This is a genomic window from Sphingobacterium sp. WOUb80 (assembly GCF_050058145.1).
Lineage (GTDB): Bacteria > Bacteroidota > Bacteroidia > Sphingobacteriales > Sphingobacteriaceae > Sphingobacterium.
This window is the reverse complement of record NZ_CP165617.1, coordinates 5,621,999-5,643,346: the sequence shown is the minus strand read 5'-3', so window position 1 is coordinate 5,643,346 and position 21,348 is coordinate 5,621,999. Positions and strand designations below refer to the sequence as shown.

Sequence of the window (21,348 nt, the reverse complement as noted above, 5' to 3'; positions counted from 1 at the left end):
TAATAGCGGCTGTATCTATATTGGGACCGACTTTTTCAGTCCTATGAATTTAAACAATTAAGAACACAAAAAAAGCCACTTTATTGCTAAAGTGGCTTTTGATTTTCCTATAGAGGATTATGCTAATAATCTTACTGGATTTTCAACCAAAGATTTTAAAGTCTGTAAAAATGCAGCACCAGTTGCGCCATCCACCACACGGTGATCACAGCCCAATGTTACTTTCATTACATTACCAGGAACTACAGCACCATTTTTAACAACAGGAACTGCCTGAATAGCTCCTACAGAAAGGATAGCTCCATCTGGAGAGTTGATAATGGATGTAAATTCGTCAATTCCGAACATACCTAAGTTAGATACTGTAAAGGTAGATCCTTCCCAATCCGCAGGTTGTAATTTTTTAGCTTTCGCTTTTTGAGCGAAATCTTTCACCTCTGCAGAGATATGTGATAATGACTTACCATCTGCGAAACGCACAACAGGGACTAATAAACCATCTTCAACAGCCATTGCAACACCGATGTTGGTATGCTCATTGAAACGGATTTTATCACCTTGCCATGAAGAGTTTACTGCAGGATGCTTTTTCAAGGCAACAGCAACAGCTTTTACAACGATATCATTGAAAGAAACTTTTACTGGAGCAACCTCATTGATTTGAGCACGAGCAGCCATTGCATTGTCCATGTCAATAGATACAGTCAAATAGAAGTGTGGAGCTGTAAACAATGACTCTGCTAGACGACGCGCAATAGTTTTACGCATTTGGTTAACTGGTTTTTCAGTATAACGCTCTTCACCAACAAATGTCGGCAAAGTAATGGCTTTGGCTTCTGTTGCAGGAGCAGCAGCTTTTGTCTCCACAGGTTGTGCAGCAGCAGGAACAAATGATTCAACGTCTTTCTTCACAATACGGCCACCATCAGCAGAACCTTTGATATCACTTAAGTTGATACCTTTTTCTTGCGCAATTTTACGTGCCAAAGGAGATGCTTTCACGCGAGCATCATCGCTTGAAGTCGATGCTACCGGTGCGGCAGTTACAGCAGCAGCTGAGTCAGCTTTAGGAGCTTCAGCAGTTTCTGCCTTTGCAGGTGCAGATTTTTGATTTAACAAAGGTGTGATATCAGTTCCTGCAGGACCGACGATCGCAATGATGTCGTTAACTTTTGCAGCTTGTCCAGCTTCAAGACCAACATATAACAATGTTCCGTCAGCATAAGCAGTAACTTCCATTGTCGCTTTATCAGTTTCTACATCAGCAATAGCATCGTCAGATTTGATCGTATCACCAACTTTGAAGTTCCATTGTGCAATGACACCTTCTTTCATGGTATCACTCAACAACGGCATAGTAATCACTGTACATCCCAATTCCTCAGGAGTTACAGTACTAGCCGAAGATTCTGGACCAGAAACTTCTTCTGCTTTTTTTTCTTCAGTTTTCTCTGGTGCTTTTTCAGCAGCAGGAGCGTCACCACTCAACAATGCTTGAAAATCTTCACCCGGTTCACCTAAAACAGCAATAACAGCATCAATAGCCACTGCTTCGCCTTCTTTAGGACCAATATATAAAAGAGTTCCTTCTTGGTAAGACTCAAAGTCCATTGTAGCTTTATCTGTTTCAATCTCAGCTACCAAATCACCAGAATTTACTTTATCACCAACTTTTTTGTGCCATTTTGCGATGACCCCTTCGGTCATTGTATCGCTCATTTTGGGCATTCTTACTACTTCAGCCATTCTTTATTATATTATCAAGTTAAAGAGTATTAATCTAAAATAAATGGATAGTCTTGTTGTACATATACATCTTTGTACAATTCATCTGCAGTTGGATAAGGAGACTCCTCTGCAAACTTCACCGACTCCTCAACTACTTTTTTCACATCAGCCTCAACTTCTGCAAACCAAGCATCATCCGCATAGTTGTTTTCTAAAATAGCATGTTTAGTTGACAACAATGGATCGCGGTCTTTATATGCTTCTAGTTCTTCTTTAGTACGGTATTTAGCTGGGTCAGACATCGAGTGCCCTTTGTAACGGTAAGTACGAATTTCAAGGAATGTTGGTCCCTCTCCTGCACGTGCACGTTGAACAGCTTCGTCCATTGCATTGTGTACAGCAACGACATCCATTCCGTCAACTGGAGCAGAAGGCATATCAAAACCTAAGCCCATTTTGTAGATATCTTGCATGTTCGTTGTACGTTGTACAGAAGTACCCATTGCATAACCGTTGTTTTCACATACAAAAATAACAGGCAGTTTCCACAACATCGCCATGTTCAATGTCTCATTGAATGCACCTTGACGCACAGCTCCATCACCCATATAACAGATATTTACATTATCTGTACCAAGATATTTTTCAGCAAATGCGATACCAGCACCTAAAGGAATTTGACCACCAACAATACCATGGCCACCCATGAATTTATGCTCTTTGGAGAAGAAGTGCATAGAACCTCCTTTACCTTTTGAACAACCAGTGATCTTTCCATATAATTCAGCCATACAAGCATTTGCAGAAACGCCTTTAGCCAAAGCGTGGGCGTGATCACGATAAGCAGTGATTAAAGAATCCTCAGGTTTGATAACCGACATCGTTCCAGCGACAACTGCCTCTTGTCCTATGTACAAGTGACAGAAACCACGAATCTTTTGCTGTCCGTAAAGTTGACCTGCTTTTTCTTCAAACTTACGCATAAGTAACATCGACTTATACCACTCCAAATATGTCTCTTTTGTTATAGGTGTTGAACTCATTTCAAAGTTTTGATTTTCTTACTATTCTAGACTACAAATCTAATAATTTTGGACGAATTTCCTTGTCCAAAAATCAATTTTATTTACACTTTAAGACACTTCTAAGACATTTGATTTAAAGTATATAGCATTTGTTTACAAATAAATGAACGGCACAATCAAATAAATCAAAAACTTATGAAAATAAAAAAGCCAAAGGACTTAATAATCATTTGGCTTAATCTATTTTATACAAACTGTTTGTTATCGAAGTTTTTGGATCAGCTCACTTTCAGTCACCTTTATCTGCTCGCCACTTTCCATGTCCTTTAAAGATAATTGTCCCGATGCCGCCTCTTCTTCCCCCACTAACAATACATAAGGAATCCCTTTACCATCCGCATACCCCATCTGCTTTTTCAACTTTACAGGAGAAGCATAGAGTTCAGAAGCGATATTTTCCTTCCGGAGCTTATTCAATAAACTTAGGGTATAACCTTCCAGTTGCTTATCAAAATTTATAATCAGGAGCTTTGTTGAATCTGCTTTACCCACAGGGAACAGATTTAACTCTTCTAAGACATCATAAATACGGTCGGCACCAAAAGAGACACCAACACCAGTCAATCCCTTCAGACCAAACATACCTGTAAGGTCATCGTAGCGGCCTCCGCCACCAATACTTCCCATGGCAACTTCATTTGTCTTAACCTCAAAAATACAACCCGTATAATAATTGAGACCTCGAGCTAATGTAATATCAAGATCAATGATCTGCTTCAGTAATTTTTCATCTGCACCTAACTTAGACACATAATCAAATACTTCTTCGATCTCGGCAATACCATTTAAACCAACAGCAGAAGTTGATAAAATTGCTTTTAATGCAGCGAGTTTCGCATCATTGGATCCTTCTAATAAAATGATAGGTTTCAAAATAGCAAGATCTTCCTCGGTAAAACCTCTTTCCAACAATTCTTTGTTGACACCATCCAAACCAATTTTATCCAATTTATCAATCGCGACAGTCATATCCACAATCAACTCCGGCTTTCCGATAATTTCAGCAATACCCGAAAGAATTTTCCGGTTGTTGATTTTAATATTAAAATCTTTCAGTCCAAAACGCTCGAAAGCCTCTTGATAAATCAGGATAAATTCAGCTTCATTCAGCAAACTAGTTGAACCCACCACATCAACATCACATTGGTAAAATTCTCGGTAACGGCCTCTTTGCGGTTTATCAGCCCGCCAAACCGGCTGTACCTGAAAACGCTTAAATGGTAAGGAGATCTCATTCTGGTGCATCACAACGTAGCGTGCAAAGGGCACCGTGAGATCATATCTTAAGGCTTTATTAGAAATTAAAGGAATAAGTTCATTCAAGGCCCTTTCTTGCAACAAATTATCTGGAGCTTTGTCCAAATAATCTCCTGATTTAAGGATCTTAAAGATCAATTTATCACCCTCATCGCCGTATTTACCGGTAAGAGTTGTTAAATTTTCAAATGAAGGGGTCTGTATTTCATTATAGCCATATTTTCTGAATACCGTTTTCAGTGTATCGAAAATATAGTTGCGTTTGATCATTTCGGAAGGCGAAAAATCACGCGTTCCTTTTGCCAAAGAAGGTTTTACTACTGCCATATTTGGCAAAGTTAATAAAATCCTTTATTCTACTTCCAGAATTTTAAGGAATTCACAGGCTTTTTCGGCTGCGGATTTCTCTGCAGACTTTTTATTGAAATCACGTCCGAGCCCACATACGACACCATCAACGACCGCTTCAATACTAAACATTTTAGAAGACTCCCCTTCCGGATTGTCTGTTTGTTGAAATACGATCTCTTTGCCCGTATGCTGACACCATTCAATCAACCGGCTTTTGAAGTTTGTTTCAGTCTGTTCTAGAAGATGAATATCAACGTGTGGTTTGATAATTCTGTTAAGCAAAAAGCTCTTTGTAAAAACATAGCCCTTATCGAGATAAACTGCTCCTATCAATGCTTCAAATGCATCGCCTAATAAGGATCCCTGTTTATTGGGAAAACTGATCATTCGTGCATCAAACTGAATAAGTTCATTAAACCCCAACTTTCTGGAAAGCTGGTTTAGGTTTGCTCTACTGACAATTTTTGAGCGCATTTCTGTCAGGAACCCTTCATCTTTATAAGGATATTTCTTAAATAACAGTTCGGCCACAACCGAACCCAAAACAGCATCACCTAAGAATTCTAAACGTTCGTTGCTATTTTTTGCTCCCTCTTTAATGGTAACGGCGACAGACTTATGTCTAAACGCCATCTTGTACAGATGTACATTTCCGGGAACAAATCCAAGCAGGTTTTTTAGTTTTCTAACGTATTCCCGATCTGGCGAAAAATATAATTTATATATCCTTGCAAAAGGCATCTCTTCTAAAAATAAGGCGACAAGTCCTAGTTAAAGAACCTGTCGCTAGCTCATATTATCAAACCATGTTTGAAGGATCAAACATTAAGCTTTATATTTTTTCACAATAACGGTAGCATTATGCCCACCGAAACCAAATGTATTACTCAACGCTGCATTAACTGTACGTTTTTGCGCTTTGTTGAATGTAAAATTCAAGTTATTATCAATTTCCGGATCGTCTGTAAAGTGATTGATTGTCGGAGGGACAATATCATTTTGGACAGCCAAAATAGAAGCAATAGTTTCTATGGCCCCCGCAGCACCCAAAAGGTGTCCAGTCATTGATTTAGTTGAACTGATATTCAATTTATAGGCGTGTTCACCAAACAGGTCAACAATAGCCTTCGTTTCACTAATATCACCGACCGGTGTAGACGTTCCATGAACATTGATATAATCAATATCTGAAAAATCCATCTCTGCATCATTGACAGCCATGGTCATCGCCAGTTTAGCACCCAATCCTTCAGGATGCGATGCTGTGATATGATGCGCATCAGCACTCATGCCACCACCCGCAATCTCTGCATAGATTTTTGCTCCACGTGCCAAAGCGTGTTCCAGACTTTCCAAGATCAAAGCACCTGAACCTTCACCTGAAACAAAACCATCCCTATCTTTATCAAAAGGACGAGAAGCTGTTTTAGGATCATCATTTCTGGTAGATAAAGCATGCATAGCGTTGAATCCACCGATTCCAGCTTCATTGACTGTCGCTTCCGATCCACCTGTAACAATCACATCTGCCTTACCCATACGAATATAGTTGAAAGCATCTATCATTGCATTGGTAGCTGACGCACAAGCCGATACCGCGGAAAAGTTAGGACCACGAAGACCATGACGCATTGAAATATGTCCTGGAGCAATATCAACAAGCATCTTAGGAATAAAGAAAGGATTGAAACGAGGTGTTCCATCTCCCTTTGCAAAGTTTGCAACTTCTTCAGTAAAAGTTGTTAACCCCCCAATTCCTGAGCCCCAAATTACTCCGATACGATTTGTATCTAATTTTTCAAAATCTAAGCCAGCATCTTTAATTGCCTCATCTGTTGACGCAATTGCATACTGGACAAAAGGATCGACTTTACGAGCTTCCTTACGATCCATAAATTCATGCGGATCAAACCCCTTTACCTCACATGCAAACTGAGTCTTGAATTTTGACGCATCAAAATGCGTAATAGGAGCAGCTCCGCTTACACCATTTATTAACGCCTCCCAGTAAGCTGAGACGGTATTTCCAATTGGTGTAAGGGCGCCTAATCCTGTTACTACTACTCTTTTAAGCTCCATTTATTACGATTAGCCTAATTAAATTAGTTAGTTAACGTTTTTTTCTAAATAAGCGATTGCTTGACCAACAGTACCAATAGTCTCTGCTTGATCATCAGGAATAGCAACGTTGAATTCTTTTTCAAACTCCATGATCAACTCAACAGTGTCAAGTGAATCAGCACCTAAATCATTAGTGAATGAAGCTTCTGGTGTTACTTCGTTTTCGTCAACACCTAATTTTTCAACGATAATTGCTTTTACTCTTGAAGCGATATCTGACATGATTTTATAGTTTAATTGTTTAATAAATCTGTGCAAAGAAAAATAAATTTCATCAAAATTCAAACCTAAATTGATATTTAGATGAAAGTCACCACGTTAGGCGACCGAACTTATTCGCGTCTTATACTAGCTAACCCACTCTATATTAACTTAGTTCAAGTATAACAAAAAATATTTTGTATTCCAAACGCTCAGCTAATTAACTCAAATTTTACACAAAAAGTATATTCCGACCTTAAAATTATTAGTACCTTCGTTAACAGAGGGACATATATTTAAGCATTAAAGTGGTCAATAAGTTAGTAGCAAGATTAGATATGGATATGGACGAAGAGTTGGATTTTACCCTACTCGCCATTACCTGTTCCTTGAAAGATTACCGACTCTGCCATTTCATCAATAAGGAGACTAATCTGAATTTTTCCAGAGGAAAAGAAAGCAAATATGACCATGATGGTCGACAAAAAAACAAATCCGAAGAAGAGCTTGAATATCACATTATCTTTGACACAAAGAAAAAAATAAGCCACCACTTCACTGCTTTTCATTATCTTATCCCCGATGCCGACACAGAATATTTCCTGATCAACAACAAGAGCATCGAAGGAACTTATTTAATTCCCGAAAACCCACACTTTGATTTTTTTATCATCATCAAAAACTATATCTGCGAAGATGACGTGGAGCATATTATCAAAAGGATCAGCAAATTACCCGAAGTCGTCATTGCAAAAGAAATATCACCAAAAATATTGAAATCTAAAGAAAATCTCATATTTTAGCAAACTGTAGGTTAGTGTAGCAAATACACCCCAGTTTAGATCTAAATTAATTCGATTTAGTTTTGACAAAACACAACAATGTAGCGCGCTATTTGTTGTGATTAATGAAGAACATTTAAAATACAAAATAACAGATGGAAAAAGTTCAAAAAAGGACTAAAATTGTCGCAACATTAGGCCCTGCCTCGGCAGACAAACAAGTTTTGACCAACATGATTGCCAAAGGGGTTGATGTGTGCCGGTTGAATTTCTCTCATGGCAGCCAGGAAGATCACCTTAAGGTAATCGAAACTATAAATGCAATAAATAATGAAACAGGATTCAATGTTGCCATCTTAGCAGACTTACAAGGTCCAAAAATTAGGATCGGAAAAATGAAAGAAGGTGGTGCCGTTCTCGTAAATGGTTCAAAAGTTGAAATCACAACACATGAACTTATCGGAGACGAAAACAGAATCTACATTACATACGAAAACTTTCCAAACGACGTTGAAGCCAACGAAATCATTTTACTTGACGACGGAAAACTTCAACTTCGTGTTTTAGAGACCAATCATAAAGATACAGTTACCTGTGAAGTTGTACACGGCGGTGTCCTTACTTCACGTAAAGGCGTTAATTTACCAAACACCAAAGTATCTATCCCTTCACTGACAGAGGAAGATTTAGACAACTTAAATTTTGCCTTGGATCATGGGGCAGACTGGATCGCTATGTCTTTCGTCCGTTCGGCAGAAGATATTTTTCAATGTAAAAAAATCATTGAGGCAAAAGGAAGCCATGCACGTGTAATCGCAAAAGTTGAAAAACCAGAAGCGATTGAGAATATTGATGCAATTATCGAAGCTACAGATGCTGTTATGGTTGCTCGTGGAGACTTGGGTGTTGAGCTTCCAATGGAAGAGGTACCAGGACTTCAAAAGATCATCGTACAGAAATGTAGAGATCTTTCAAAACCTGTGATTATTGCAACACAGATGCTGGAAAGTATGATCACTACACCACGTCCTACACGTGCTGAAGTAAATGACGTAGCCAACTCCGTATTGGATGGAGCGGATGCTGTGATGTTAAGTGGCGAGACTTCTGTCGGTGAATTCCCAGAAATCGTTATCGAAACAATGAGCAAAATCATTATCCACGTGGAACAAACTTCTTATCCTTATTATAATGAGAAAGTTAGTGAAATCCACGATGGAACGCTTATTCCGGATGCCATTTGTGCTTCTTCGGTTTACCTTGCTCAAAAAACAAATGCCTCAGCAATTGCCGTATTGACCTCATCTGGCGCAACAGCATTTGAAATTACTAGCTATAGACCAAATGTAGATATCTTAGTTTTCACAGGAACACAAACACTTTTGAAACAACTAAGCCTGCTTTGGGGTGTAAAAACCTTTATCTATGACAAGTTCGAAAGCACGGATGGATCTATCCATGATGTCAACAAGTTTATCGTAAAAAACAACTATGTTAAACCAGGCTCGATCATCATCAATACAGCTTCAACACCATTGATCGAAAAAGGCAAAACAAATACAATCCGCGTTTCTCAGTTATAGAAAATAAAGATCAAAACAAAAAAAATAGCGTTCTAAATAGAACGCTATTTTTTTTGCCTGTTTGGATATAAGGAGTCTATTTTTAATTTAAAGTCCTTCACTTTTAGCGAATCATCCAGTCGCCTTAACGGAAAACTTTCTGCTTTCCCATCCCCTTTCGGCATTTTTTCAGTTCCTGGCATTGGAGCTAGACCATCCACGCGATTTAACTTCTTAATGGGCATATGATACTTTTCATCTGAAGAATCCAATTTAAAGACAGGCATTTTTGATTCTTTTTCCTCCATTAAAGGAATCTGCGGCTTCATCTTCACTTGTCCTAAAACAATCGTTCCGATGGAAGACAATACCAATAATAATACGTAACTTTTCATCTATATATAGTTATTTAAGAGTATCTGCGCTTCTATGAGTAAACGTGAACACTTGGCTTATTCATTCCTGATTATCTTAAATCGAATTCATGCATATAGTTCACACCTATTCATGAATTCACTAGCTTATTTTCATCCATCAGTCAGACACCACTTCATAGATTAAAATTCGACAAGCATAGCCAAATTCATGACATAACTCATCTCTATTCACTAATTTACAAACAACAACACCTATATTTAAACAGATTCCTGTTAAACATTGTTAAAACGGCTTCAAAACACATCAGCATCTTTATATTTGTAACAATTTAAGAAAATGAGCTATCGCACCTTCATGACTACTAAATATGGCATAAGGAATAAATACGCAAATGGTAAACAAACTGAGAGTTATAAACTTTGTGATACAATCAAAATACATTTATTTAATACCCTATTCTAATGAAGAAAAATAGCATTGTATTAATCATTGGACTGATGTCACTAGCCCTTATCGGTGTATTGGCCATGCAATTCTATTTTCTGAGAGATTCTTATCGTCAAAAATCTCAATTATTTGATGAGTCTGTCAATGCTGCCATTACAGCTGTTGCCGGAAAGCTTGAACGACGGGAAGTTGTTGACTTTGCTAAAGTCCAACAGGAGCGTAATATTCAAAAATCCAAGCAGGAACAAGCAAAACAACGCCTGTTGGCCGAACAACTCGAAATTCAGTATAGAATTGAAGAGCTGAAGAACAAACAACATACTGTTTTCTCCACCTTCAAGGAGCAAGAAGACCAATTACGTGCATTGTATCCAAATGTAATTGAAATCAAAAATTCATTTTACGAAACATACATCAAAAGACCGGAGTACCAGAAATTTATCAAATTTTCTGTTTCAAATGAGCTGACCGACGATAATTTGGTACAGGCTTTTATTATGTTAAATGCTTCAAAGGTCGATGATCAGATCAACGGAAAAGACGATAGCACGCGGTTTGTTATCCCCCTAATGGACCCACTGGTCAATCAACAAACAAAATTCAGAGTAGCCACATTACCTCCAAGAGAGAACGCAAAGCTTACAAAAACCATCTCCGATTTAGAAAAAAGATTGGATATGCTCAATAGGAAGAATTCTTGGAGCGGTTTCAATGTATACGATTCGGTGGCCATGCTGGGCGGTAAAAAAGCAGATTACATTGAAGATGTCGCAATTGGAATGGAATTGGCTAAACGCCCGTTAAAGGATCGGTTGAACGTCATTATCGTCCAAGAACTGATCAAGGATGAGTTGGCTCAACGCGATATTAAGGCACCGTTTAATATCGAAATATGGAGTACAAACAATATATTACTCAATAATATCCTAAACGAAGCAACCTTAAATAACCCGACGAATACAACAAAGTACTCTACCGCACTTTTTAAAGGCGATATAGGGGCTGCACCGGGAAAATTAACAATTTACTTCCCAAATAAAAAGGCCATAATCGCAGATAATATGGGCTATCTACTGTTACCTATGCTGGCATTGCTTTTCTTATTGGTAGGTTGTTTTGCCTATACCCTGATTATCATCTTCAGGCAAAAGAAAGTTTCGGAGATGAAAACAGACTTCATCAACAACATGACGCACGAATTTAAAACACCGGTTGCAACCATCATGATTGCCAGTGAATCGCTGAAAGATCCTGATATCAATGCAGACCATATGCGCGTTCAAAAATTGGCCAATATTATCTATGATGAAAATGTTAGGCTTGGGAATCATATTGAACGTGTACTCGACTTGGCAAGATTAGAAAAAGAAACCCTAAAACTCGACCAGGTAGAGGTGCACATCAATGATCTCCTTTCTGCTGTAACAGACAGCATGCAGCTGCGTATGCAGAATATTGCTGGGAAATTCAGTATAGACCTTGCAGCTACCAAGGATATTGTCATCGGTGATGAACTGCATTTTTCGAATGTATTCTACAATCTACTGGACAATGCGATCAAGTACAGTAAAGGGGATTTACATGTTAATATTAATTCAAAAAATGTAGGCGATACCATTGTCGTTACTATTGCCGACAACGGCATCGGTATGAGTCGCGATCACCTGCAAAAGATTTTCGATCAATTTTACCGTATTCCGACTGGAAATGTTCATAACGTCAAAGGATTTGGTCTTGGCTTAAGTTATGTACAGGATATTCTGAGAAGGCTGAACGGGAAAATTACAGTTAAAAGTGAAAAAGATAAGGGCACGACCTTTGAAGTAATTTTGCCTATTAAAAAATAAAACGTTCCTTTTTTGTATATTTCCTTTATATAAGAACCTCAAAGGTCAGGGAAATCCGGCCCTACGGCTTATCAAGGTCAAGGAACATAAGTGAAAATTAATATATTCATTATGCAAAAGATATTATTAGCAGAAGATGATCCTAATTTAGGGGATCTTTTAAAAGACTATCTCGAATTAAAGGGAAAATTTGACGTCACATTGTGCACCGATGGCGATGAAGCAATTTCTCAATTCAAAAAAAATAATTACGACCTCTGCATTTTTGACGTCATGATGCCAAAAAAGGACGGCTTTACAGTTGGGCGTGAGATCAGAAAAACAAACAATACAGTTCCCATAATCTTTGCCACTGCAAAAGGCATGATGGAAGATAAAACTGAAGCCTTTGAATTGGGAGGTGATGATTATATCACCAAGCCTTTTCGAGTTGAGGAACTATTGCTCCGCATCAATGCATTGCTGAAACGTAGTGTTCGGGATAAGGAGGAGGAAGTGGTTGCTGATAAATTTGAAATAGGTGATTATTTCTTTGATTATACAAGTCAGCAGATCTCCTACAAGGGACAGATGCAAAAACTATCGACGAAAGAAGCCGAACTACTTCGCCTACTTTGTTTAAAGAAAAATGATGTTCTGACTCGAGAAGAAGCCCTATTAAAAATATGGCATGATGACAACTACTTTACAGGTAGAAGTATGGATGTATTTCTCAGTAAACTTCGTAAATACCTAAAAGAAGACAGTAAAGTTGAAATTGTCAACGTGCACGGAAAAGGTTACAAACTTTTGGTGAGCTAAAAAAAGGGGGAATGAGAAATACAGTCATTCCCCTTTTTTATGCTACACAGCGTATTGGTGCATGACATACACAAATTCATGGATGAAAATAAAAGAACAAAACAATTTCATTCTTAGTAGAATATAAAAAATAGACGCACTTTTATAAAAAATTTGCATTTCAGAAAGAAATGTTTTAACTTAGCATCGCTTATAGAGAAAGGCAGAGGGAATAGACCCGATGAAGCCTTAGCAACCTGTCCCTTGACAAGGTGCTAAATTCTACCCTAATTGATATGGGAATGATAAGCCGAAGTCACCGAATTCTAGTGTGTCCTTCTCTCTCTAGCAAGAAATATAGTTGAAAAAGAAATATTAAAAACATTCATTATGTTATTGACTAACAATTTAGGTTACCCTCGTGTGGGCGCGTTCCGCGAATTGAAAAAAGCCAATGAGGCCTATTGGGCTAAAAAATCTTCTGTTGAGGAATTATTGGACACAGCAAAAAAAATTCGTGAAGGCAATTGGAAAACACAAAAAGATGCTGGAATCGATTTGATTCCTTCCAATGATTTCTCTTTTTACGATCAAGTATTGGATTTAACCCTTACTGTTGGTGCAATTCCTGCTCGTTACCATTCTTTATTGAATAAAGTAGACAACAATTACAGCTTAGATCTATATTTTGCCATGGCGCGCGGTTTCCAACAAGAAGGAATTGACGTAACTGCAATGGAAATGACCAAGTGGTTGGACACAAACTACCACTACATGGTGCCAGAATTCACAAAGGATCAAGAATTCAAATTGACTTCTGAAAAATTCTTAAATGAATATAACGAAGCTAAATCATTAGGCATCGATACGAAACCAGTTTTACTAGGTCCTATCACATACCTTTTGATCGGTAAAGAAAAAGAAGCTGGATTCGACCGTATCGATTTATTGGATAAACTTATTCCAGTATATGAGCAAATATTAGCTAAACTAGCTGAAGCTGGTGCGCAATATGTTCAGATTGACGAGCCTTTCTTAGCATTAGATTTAGATGCTAAAGTAAAAGCTTTATATCAACCGACTTTCGAAAAATTAGCTGCAGCAGCAAAAAACATCAAATTAATCGCAACTACTTACTTCGAAGCTTTAAAAGATAACGAAGATATCGCAGTTAACCTACCTATCCATGCTTTACATTTGGATCTGGTACGCGGTGAAAACCAATTGGATACAGTCTTAGCTAAAGTTCCTGCTTCATTGACATTATCTTTGGGTATTGTTGAAGGCCGTAACATCTGGAAAAATGATTACGAAAAATCATTGGTTAAAATCAAACAAGCTGTTGATGCCTTAGGAAAAGACCGTGTATGGGTAGCTCCTTCTTCATCTTTGTTGCACGTTCCTTTTGACCTAGACAATGAACACAATGAGCAATCGTTACCAGCTGAAGTAAAAAACTGGTTAGCATTTGCTAAACAAAAATTAGCAGAGGTAAAAGACTTAGCTGTACTAGCGGAAGGTGAAGTTGATGCTGAAACAGCAAAACGCTTCGAAGCTAACAAAGCTGCTGCTGAAAGCCGTCGTACGTCTCCATTGATCCACAAACCAGAGGTTAAAACACGTACAAGCAATATCACTGATGACGATGCAAAACGTACTTCAGCATTTGCTGACCGTAAAGCAGCGCAACAAGCGAAATTCAACTTACCAGCGTTCCCGACCACAACTATTGGTTCATTCCCACAAACGAAAGATGTTCGTAAATGGAGAGCAGACCTTAAAAAAGGTGCTATCACGCAGGCAGAATACGATAAAGCAATCGCAGAAGAAACAGAAAACACCATCCGTCTTCAAGAGCAATTGGATATCGACGTATTAGTACACGGCGAATTCGAGCGTAACGACATGGTTGAATACTTCGGTGAACAATTAGCCGGATACGCTTTCACTCAAAACGGTTGGGTACAATCTTACGGTTCACGTTGTGTAAAACCTCCGATTATCTATGGTGACGTATACCGTCCTGAAGATATGACTGTACGTTGGTCTTCATATGCACAATCATTGACAAACCGTCCGGTTAAAGGTATGTTGACTGGCCCTGTAACAATTTTACAATGGTCTTTCGTACGTAACGATCAACCGCGTTCAACAACGACTTACCAAATTGCATTGGCAATCTTGGATGAAGTACAAGCCTTGGAAAAAGCAGGTATCAAAATCATCCAAATTGATGAGCCAGCTATCCGTGAAGGATTACCTTTGCGTAAAGCTGATCAAAAAGATTACTTGAACTGGGCAGTACGTGCTTTCCGTGTTTCTTCATCAAACGTAGAAGATGATACACAAATCCACACGCACATGTGTTACTCAGAATTCAATAATGTAATCGAAGATATCGCCGCAATGGATGCTGACGTTATCACGATTGAGACTTCACGTTCTCAAATGAAATTATTGAATGCTTTCGCTGGTGATTTCAAATATCCAAATGATATTGGCCCCGGTGTTTATGACATTCACTCACCACGCGTACCAAGCAAAGATGAGATGGTCGATCTATTACGCAAAGCAAAAGCAGTAGTTCCAGCAGAACAACTTTGGGTTAACCCTGACTGTGGCTTGAAAACTCGTGCTTGGCCAGAAACCAAAGCGGCTTTAGAGTCGATGGTTGAGGCTGCTAAAATCTTAAGAGCAGAATAATTCTTAAACTATATTGATAAAGCCCTAGCTGAAATTTCAGCTAGGGCTTCTTTATTGACACTCGTTCAAAACAAAAACTGTTATCCGGATAGTGTGAGGCTATTTTCGGCTGTTCTTCCTTTCTTTCTTATTCTCTTTTTCACTCCCATTCTTAATTTCCTGTTTCCCTTTAATCCGATCTTCAATCGACTTCAGGCTTGACGAAAAATCGAGATCAACATTTTCAAGTTTTGCCTTTTTTAACGCCTTCAAAGCCTTTTTGTATTTTCTCAACTTTTCGAATAGAAGTGCCTTCTTTATCCAGATACCTGTCAAGGGCATGGCCGGAAGTGTCAACGCAAATTTGATCGTCTTTTTTGCAGCTTCATACTCCCCCATATCAATCAATGTCTGAATGAAATAAGGATATACTTCCAGTGCCTGCACATTATGCACCAAAGCTTCCTGGAAATACCTTTTTGCCTGCTCGTAGTCCAATAGCTGTTCCGCATGAACCCTTCCCATTAAACACAAAGCCATTGTATTGGATTCGTCGTAGGACAAGGCATACGACAAAGATTCCAAAGTTTCCTCCAAATAAAAAGGATAGTTATCCAATGCCTGAAGGACATATTTATTTACTGAATTCATAAAATTTTCTAAAACATAACATTCATATCCAGCTTTCACAAGAACATTGAAAATAACTGGATTCTTTAAACTCCATAATAAGCTAAGCATATTGGAACAGTGGGCCACTATTTAGAGCGCCAAGTTTTAGCCAATATCAACCTAGGTTACTTAACGTATTAAGAAAGAAGATTAGGAAAGGGCCGTATTCCGAAGAATATTCCCGAGAATCTTCTCTGTGGACGAAGCGGGATTTTCTAATATTGCAAACATATTCTTCCGTTTTTATTAATTACTCTATTGAATTGCAAAGATTCAAAATATTTACCAAATTCCAAAAACTTTTGATTATTAATATGTTATATTATTCAGCACGATATTGGCATATTATTGTCGCATCAATTTCGCCGAAATTCAACGACTATTTCTCCATATTTGGACTATGGAAAGTCAATCAGCTAATCAATTAATCAAACTATCAAGAAAACGTAAGGGGCTAACACAGCAGGAACTCACCGATAAAGCGAGGGGTAATACACGCTGTTGGACTATTTTTTCTCGGAAGTTTCATAGGCTATATCATTATCGCAGATTTTTTTAAGATAGCACTACCGTCTTTTTTAACCGATATCTTCAATAGCGCCTATTTTTTATTCATCCCAGTATGCTATTACATATTGATTCTAACATTTACTATTTTTAATTATATCGTAATAAGAAAGGCCAAGCTCAGTTCCGCAAACTAAACCAATACAAATGAATCTATTGCGATCAAAATCACAGCGGTTTCTTTTGAACAATCAATACCCAATCATTCTCCAGCAACAAATAGCCTGTTTCGTAAATAAAGCTATAGGTCTGCCCCTTGTTATTGGAAAAAGTATGTGTATGAAACTTAAAATCAAATCCCAGCCGCTTTAATTTTTCCCGTTGTATCTTGACCATACCCTCCCCACTCAAAACATCCAATAGAATGCGGCGGTTTTTTCGTAGGATATTATTCACATTGCGCACCAGATTGACCTGGTCACTATTTAATTTATTGTTATAGGCGTTCCGGCAAGCATCATCACAAAATCGCTTGTCAGAACGGCCATATATTACCTTGCCACATTCAAGGCAGACTTTCTCGACAGAACTCATAACGGAATATTAAACGACAACAAACGATTACAACCGACTATAGTCGAATACAAATGGTAAATAGACGGCTATAGTCTTTTTCCTACCCCACCTTTGCTCAAGATCATTTGGCGTCAATAGCCAAAGACCATCAACTAAAATAAGAATTATTAAAAACATTTAAAAATTAGACACATGAGCACATTACGTAACAAAGTACAATTGGTTGGGCATTTAGGAAATGACCCATTAATTAAAACAACTTCCACAGGGACAAATTACTCCATATTACGTCTCGCCACCAATGATCTTTTCAAAAACAAAGCCGGTGAGTGGGTTGAAGAAGTCCAATGGCATACACTCGTGGTCTGGGGGAATCAAAACAATACCATTGAAAAGAAATGCCACCGTGGGACCAAGCTCATGGTTGAAGGCAAACTCACTTATCGCAATTATGAGAACGCAGATGGCGTAAAACAATATGTCACAGAAATTAAAGTAGATAATTTCATGGTTTTATCAGAGTCAAACGGCGCCAAAGAAGACAGCCCAACGCTTCCAGATGAGAATGAAGATGACCTCCCCTTCTAGTATGATCAACGAGGTAGGTTTTTCAAGTCCCTACCTCGTTGATTGTTTCCAACTTATTTTATCAGGCTTGCAGTCAACTCTCGTCCTAGGCTCTCTGCATACGCCTTCCATAATTTAGCATCTTCCGGTGTAAACTTAGAAACAGCTTCAGTTTCTTTGGTGGCCCATTCCTGTCGCTTCGAGGCAAGCTCCTTAAGCTTAACAACATCGCCGCTTTTAGCAACAGTGATAAATTCTTTAATATATTTTGTGTAATCCTCCGCCAATTTTTGTGTCTCAGCAGAACTAAATTTCGGTATTGGCACTTCGCCGCCGCTATTTTCCAGCGACGTATTGGCCGAATCTTTTTTTATGTCAATAGCAGCAGTGGTATCTTTTACTTCGACATTTTTAGTCGTGGAATTATTACAGGAAATAACAAAAAATCCAGCAATTAATGCTAATAAGGTTACTTTCTTCATCTATTTAAATTTAGTTTTCTATCTATAGTCATTTATCCGTTTATGCATATTGTTCTTAAACTAAATAAATCACACTACTTTCAGCTGATCAACAAGTTCATCATAATATATCTTATTTATAATGTCACTTTATTATCAAACTAATTTAATTACAATGCCCGACTCTACAAAATTTTTTGTGGGCACCCAAATCTGCAGACCCGATTTTGGAGCCTTTGGTTCTAGCAGGCAAGTCAAGATCAGATCAACTTCAAGGCCGTCTTTAGTAGGGGTATTACAAGGGGTTAACAGGGGGTTAACAGGGGTATAGCAGGGGTAAATCCCTGCAAACCCCTTGTTAACCCCCGGTAAGTATAGTACAATGACAGAATTAACTAGGAATATGATAACAACATGGAGATACGCTCGATACCGGCAATACCAAATAAACAATAGGAAAAAGTTCCACTCGATTAGATTCTCTCAAACCTGCCATACAATTTCCAGAAATATGCTTTCTCTCCCAGAGTGAAATCGACCTTCTTCCAGACATTTAAGGCTAAACTAATCTCTTTTTCCTGCAAACTGTATTTTCCAATAAAGAACTCTTCCTCGGAAAAATACAAACCAAAGGCCTTATCCAAAGTATGTAAGCTCTGAACATCTACCTCTTCAAAAAATAAAATGGATTGAGGGCTAGCAAAAAAATCGCTCGGTACCGGAATAGCGTCAGCATATTCGATTGCGATGAGACGATTCCTACTTTGCAACGGAAATTCAATTATCGGAAGCTCATCTAATTTGGAAAAATGAGTACTCGCTTCAAAAATAGCATCCCGTTCCAGCAGGGGGATTTGTAACAATCTTTTACGCCCAATAATAGAAACATTTGGCTCAAAATAATCATTGAAATTAAGAATTTCATTGACAGATAAATTCTTTTCAATAAGATGCTGCACAGGAATGCCAAAATAATTTGCAATCTTAAGAACAATCTCAATTTTTGGTTCCGCACGCATTTCTTCGTAAGACGAAATATTACCTCTAGTAAGATTAAAAATATCCCCAAATGCCTGCTGACTCATTCCTTTCACTTTTCTTAGTTTCTTAATATTGTTTCCGACGTTACTCATTTTAAAAAAAATTGAATTTTTATTGCAAAATATTTTTGCATTTTTATTACCTTTATGCAAAGAATATGTGCAATATATAAAAAACTTGATTATGTACTTCTCAAAAATTGAAAATTATATCGCCAATATCGGTTACACCATTACCCATAAGGATACAAAAGAAGGAATCTTTGTCATCGAAAATGAAGATGACGGAATCCGTAACCTCATTGTAGGCATTGCCCAACCTATCCTGATTTTTGAGCAATACCTTTTTACAATCAGCAATGACACCATGGATATGTTCAAATCACTATTGATAAAAAATAGAGATATTATCCACGGCGGATTTGCATTAACAGAAGATGGGACCAAAGTTATATTTCGGTATACGTTACAAATACATAATCTCGACCAGAATGAATTTGATGCAGCCATTAATTCGCTGAGTCTTTTGATGAGTGAATATTATAATCAGTTAATAAGTTTTTCAAAATTATAGAATAATGAATATTTTTAAGAGAATTTTCAGAATCGGTCAAGCAGAGATCCACGCAGTCGTGGACAAAATGGAAGACCCCATCAAAATGACGGAACAGGGTATCCGTGAGATGAAAGAGGACCTGGAACAATCGTTGGAAGCCTATGCTAAAGTGAAGGCCTTAGCCATACGTACCCAAAACAATTGTGAAAAGAAAAAAGAAGAAGCCAATGAGTTTGAGAACAAAGCTATTCTATTACTCCAAAAGGCACAAAAGGGAGAGCTAACGGCAGAAAAGGCCGAAGGTCTGGCAAAGGAAGCGCTGTTGTTGAAAAAACAGTTATTAATCGAAGCTAGTGAATTGGAGAAACAAGCTGTGATTCATCAAAGTTCAGCCGATGAGCTGCACAAAAATGTAGACATTCTCAAATTCAATATATCGAAATGGGAAGGTGAACTCTCCACCTTAAAGGCACGTGTAAAGGTATCTAACGCAGCTAAAATGGTCAATCGCCAGCTCGCTAATATCGATTCCAATAGTACGATTTCCATGTTAGAACGCATGAAAGAGAAAGTCGAAGAAGACGAAGCACTTGCGAAGGCCTATGGAGAGATTGCATTAGGCAATAAGAGTAAAGTTGATGAAATTAACGAGACAATAGGCGGATCTGACGCTGTCAACATCGAATTAGAAGAACTAAAAAGAAAATTAAATACGGATGAAAAGATTTGAGTATAAAACACTGAAAATTGAACCTAAGGGCTTTTGGGGTACAAAACTGGATCCCGAAAAAATTGATGAAATCTTAAATGACCTTGGAAATCAAGGCTGGGAATTGATAGCTATGCAGGATCTTGAGGTAAATGGCAACTCATGGTCTTTCCATTACACATTTAAAAGAGAAAGAATTTAAACAATAGCAATATGACAGAACTAATCAATATCTTATTTAATCCATTATCCAATGGAATCATGACAGTCTTGACAGGCATGTCTGTAGTGTATTGGTTATTTATGTTTCTGATGGGTGACGGAGTCCATCTATTTGATGCAGATGCAGATATAGATCTCCACCCTACGCCTGATGTCACGGACGTAGATGGCTCACATGATATCGCGACCGAAGGAGGGGATCATACACACCATCATCATACGGACACCGACGGGCATGCAGAACCGGGCTTCTTTGCAAAAGCAATGGACTACATCAACGTCGGCAAAGTACCCATCATGCTTATTGTAACACTGTTTAAATTTATAGGTTGGATAATTACCATTGTTTCATCACTCTTTATCGACGTTGCTTCATGGGGAATAAAGTCTGTACTAATCCTAATCCCCGTTTTCATTGTTACATTTATTTTAATGCATTTTCTGACCAAACCCTTAGCTAAAATGTTCAAAAATATAGGTTATAACGGCGAAGAAAGCCACGATTTTCTTGGCCGTATGGGTAAAATGAGGGCTAGCATTGAAGGAAAGAAAATAGGTTCTGCGGAATTTATCGTCCAACAGGATCCTATTCGTCTCAATGTTGTCAGCCACAATGGGGAGAAAATCAGCTATGGCGATGATGTTATAATCGTTGACGAATCCAAAGACAAGAAATATTATTATGTGACCAAAGAAATTACGATAGACAATATTTAATGGAAAAGGAATAAACGCAAAGACTCGACACCTAAACAATTGTCCTAAAAAAGCGGATCTTTATTCTTATAAATCATAATCGTAAATCCAAATATTAAAA

General features: G+C 38.0%; 21 protein-coding genes and 1 riboswitch. Of the genes, 10 read left to right on the top strand and 11 right to left on the bottom strand.

Annotated elements, in window-relative coordinates:
* Positions 1-117: 117 nt before the first annotated feature.
* The 6 genes from AB1Z56_RS23280 to AB1Z56_RS23255 form a co-directional block, all read right to left on the bottom strand.
* Positions 118-1,746: a 2-oxo acid dehydrogenase subunit E2 gene (locus tag AB1Z56_RS23280; protein ID WP_426790317.1), complete on the bottom strand. Its 1,629-nt coding sequence runs from the start codon at positions 1,744-1,746 to the stop codon at positions 118-120.
* Positions 1,747-1,775: 29 nt separating this feature from the next.
* Entirely contained in the window at positions 1,776-2,771 is a 996-nt protein-coding gene (gene pdhA, locus AB1Z56_RS23275; RefSeq protein ID WP_046674850.1) for a pyruvate dehydrogenase (acetyl-transferring) E1 component subunit alpha, read from the bottom strand.
* A 243-nt stretch (positions 2,772-3,014) separates the two neighbouring features.
* Complete coding sequence (hisS, locus tag AB1Z56_RS23270; RefSeq protein WP_426790316.1) at positions 3,015-4,397, bottom strand: histidine--tRNA ligase; 1,383 nt, start codon at positions 4,395-4,397, stop codon at positions 3,015-3,017.
* A 24-nt stretch (positions 4,398-4,421) separates the two neighbouring features.
* Positions 4,422-5,162, bottom strand: a complete 741-nt coding sequence (gene rnc / locus AB1Z56_RS23265) for a ribonuclease III (RefSeq protein WP_293905508.1) — start codon at positions 5,160-5,162, stop codon at positions 4,422-4,424.
* 84 nt (positions 5,163-5,246) lie between these two features.
* Positions 5,247-6,500 (bottom strand): beta-ketoacyl-ACP synthase II, encoded by a 1,254-nt coding sequence (gene fabF, locus AB1Z56_RS23260; RefSeq protein WP_120333106.1) that lies wholly within the window; start codon positions 6,498-6,500, stop codon positions 5,247-5,249.
* 27 nt (positions 6,501-6,527) lie between these two features.
* On the bottom strand, positions 6,528-6,764 hold the full coding sequence (locus tag AB1Z56_RS23255) for an acyl carrier protein (RefSeq protein ID WP_028070665.1): 237 nt from the start codon (positions 6,762-6,764) through the stop codon (positions 6,528-6,530).
* A gap of 287 nt (positions 6,765-7,051) precedes the next feature.
* On the opposite strand from AB1Z56_RS23255, the gene AB1Z56_RS23250 reads away from it, so the two are divergent.
* Both AB1Z56_RS23250 and pyk read left to right on the top strand, forming a co-directional pair.
* Positions 7,052-7,546 carry an IPExxxVDY family protein gene (locus AB1Z56_RS23250; RefSeq protein WP_309360039.1) on the top strand — a complete coding sequence of 165 codons (495 nt, stop codon included), beginning with the start codon at positions 7,052-7,054 and terminating at the stop codon, positions 7,544-7,546.
* Between the two features lie 134 nt (positions 7,547-7,680).
* On the top strand, positions 7,681-9,108 hold the full coding sequence (gene pyk, locus AB1Z56_RS23245) for a pyruvate kinase (RefSeq protein WP_309360037.1): 1,428 nt from the start codon (positions 7,681-7,683) through the stop codon (positions 9,106-9,108).
* Positions 9,109-9,152: 44 nt separating this feature from the next.
* On the opposite strand, the gene AB1Z56_RS23240 is transcribed toward pyk, so the two are convergent.
* Positions 9,153-9,482 carry a hypothetical protein gene (locus tag AB1Z56_RS23240; protein WP_309360035.1) on the bottom strand — a complete coding sequence of 110 codons (330 nt, stop codon included), beginning with the start codon at positions 9,480-9,482 and terminating at the stop codon, positions 9,153-9,155.
* A 444-nt stretch (positions 9,483-9,926) separates the two neighbouring features.
* On the opposite strand from AB1Z56_RS23240, the gene AB1Z56_RS23235 reads away from it, so the two are divergent.
* The 3 genes from AB1Z56_RS23235 to metE all read left to right on the top strand — a co-directional run bounded on the left by AB1Z56_RS23235 (position 9,927) and on the right by metE (position 15,242).
* On the top strand, positions 9,927-11,759 hold the full coding sequence (locus tag AB1Z56_RS23235) for a sensor histidine kinase (protein WP_309360033.1): 1,833 nt from the start codon (positions 9,927-9,929) through the stop codon (positions 11,757-11,759).
* 111 nt (positions 11,760-11,870) lie between these two features.
* Positions 11,871-12,560, top strand: a complete 690-nt coding sequence (locus tag AB1Z56_RS23230) for a response regulator transcription factor (protein ID WP_172840643.1) — start codon at positions 11,871-11,873, stop codon at positions 12,558-12,560.
* A 187-nt stretch (positions 12,561-12,747) separates the two neighbouring features.
* A riboswitch (SAM riboswitch) is annotated at positions 12,748-12,851 on the top strand.
* 78 nt (positions 12,852-12,929) lie between these two features.
* A complete protein-coding gene (metE, locus tag AB1Z56_RS23225; RefSeq protein ID WP_312188665.1) occupies positions 12,930-15,242 on the top strand; it encodes a 5-methyltetrahydropteroyltriglutamate--homocysteine S-methyltransferase in 2,313 nt (770 codons plus the stop codon).
* A gap of 99 nt (positions 15,243-15,341) precedes the next feature.
* On the opposite strand, the gene AB1Z56_RS23220 is transcribed toward metE, so the two are convergent.
* Together AB1Z56_RS23220 and AB1Z56_RS23215 are read right to left on the bottom strand one after the other, a co-directional pair.
* On the bottom strand, positions 15,342-15,872 hold the full coding sequence (locus tag AB1Z56_RS23220; RefSeq protein WP_309360030.1) for a hypothetical protein: 531 nt from the start codon (positions 15,870-15,872) through the stop codon (positions 15,342-15,344).
* Positions 15,873-16,628: 756 nt separating this feature from the next.
* Positions 16,629-16,994, bottom strand: coding sequence for a hypothetical protein (locus AB1Z56_RS23215; RefSeq protein WP_309360026.1), 366 nt, complete (start codon positions 16,992-16,994; stop codon positions 16,629-16,631).
* Positions 16,995-17,168: 174 nt separating this feature from the next.
* Here AB1Z56_RS23215 and AB1Z56_RS23210 point away from each other — a divergent pair, with 174 nt between their 5' ends.
* Positions 17,169-17,564 carry a single-stranded DNA-binding protein gene (locus AB1Z56_RS23210; RefSeq protein ID WP_309360024.1) on the top strand — a complete coding sequence of 132 codons (396 nt, stop codon included), beginning with the start codon at positions 17,169-17,171 and terminating at the stop codon, positions 17,562-17,564.
* A 53-nt stretch (positions 17,565-17,617) separates the two neighbouring features.
* On the opposite strand, the gene AB1Z56_RS23205 is transcribed toward AB1Z56_RS23210, so the two are convergent.
* A complete protein-coding gene (locus AB1Z56_RS23205) occupies positions 17,618-18,025 on the bottom strand; it encodes a hypothetical protein (RefSeq protein ID WP_426790315.1) in 408 nt (135 codons plus the stop codon).
* Between the two features lie 452 nt (positions 18,026-18,477).
* Complete coding sequence (locus AB1Z56_RS23200) at positions 18,478-19,137, bottom strand: helix-turn-helix domain-containing protein (protein WP_426792401.1); 660 nt, start codon at positions 19,135-19,137, stop codon at positions 18,478-18,480.
* Between the two features lie 91 nt (positions 19,138-19,228).
* Here AB1Z56_RS23200 and AB1Z56_RS23195 point away from each other — a divergent pair, with 91 nt between their 5' ends.
* From AB1Z56_RS23195 to AB1Z56_RS23180, 4 genes are read left to right on the top strand one after another with little or no spacing between them, the layout of a single operon-like run.
* Entirely contained in the window at positions 19,229-19,618 is a 390-nt protein-coding gene (locus AB1Z56_RS23195) for a YbjN domain-containing protein (RefSeq protein ID WP_046674974.1), read from the top strand.
* A gap of 4 nt (positions 19,619-19,622) precedes the next feature.
* A complete protein-coding gene (locus AB1Z56_RS23190) occupies positions 19,623-20,330 on the top strand; it encodes a PspA/IM30 family protein (RefSeq protein WP_309360018.1) in 708 nt (235 codons plus the stop codon).
* Positions 20,317-20,511, top strand: coding sequence for a DUF4177 domain-containing protein (locus AB1Z56_RS23185; protein WP_293905475.1), 195 nt, complete (start codon positions 20,317-20,319; stop codon positions 20,509-20,511). Before AB1Z56_RS23190 ends, AB1Z56_RS23185 begins: the two co-directional genes overlap by 14 nt.
* Positions 20,512-20,522: 11 nt before the next feature.
* Positions 20,523-21,248 carry an OB-fold-containig protein gene (locus tag AB1Z56_RS23180; protein WP_309360015.1) on the top strand — a complete coding sequence of 242 codons (726 nt, stop codon included), beginning with the start codon at positions 20,523-20,525 and terminating at the stop codon, positions 21,246-21,248.
* Positions 21,249-21,348: the final 100 nt, after the last annotated feature.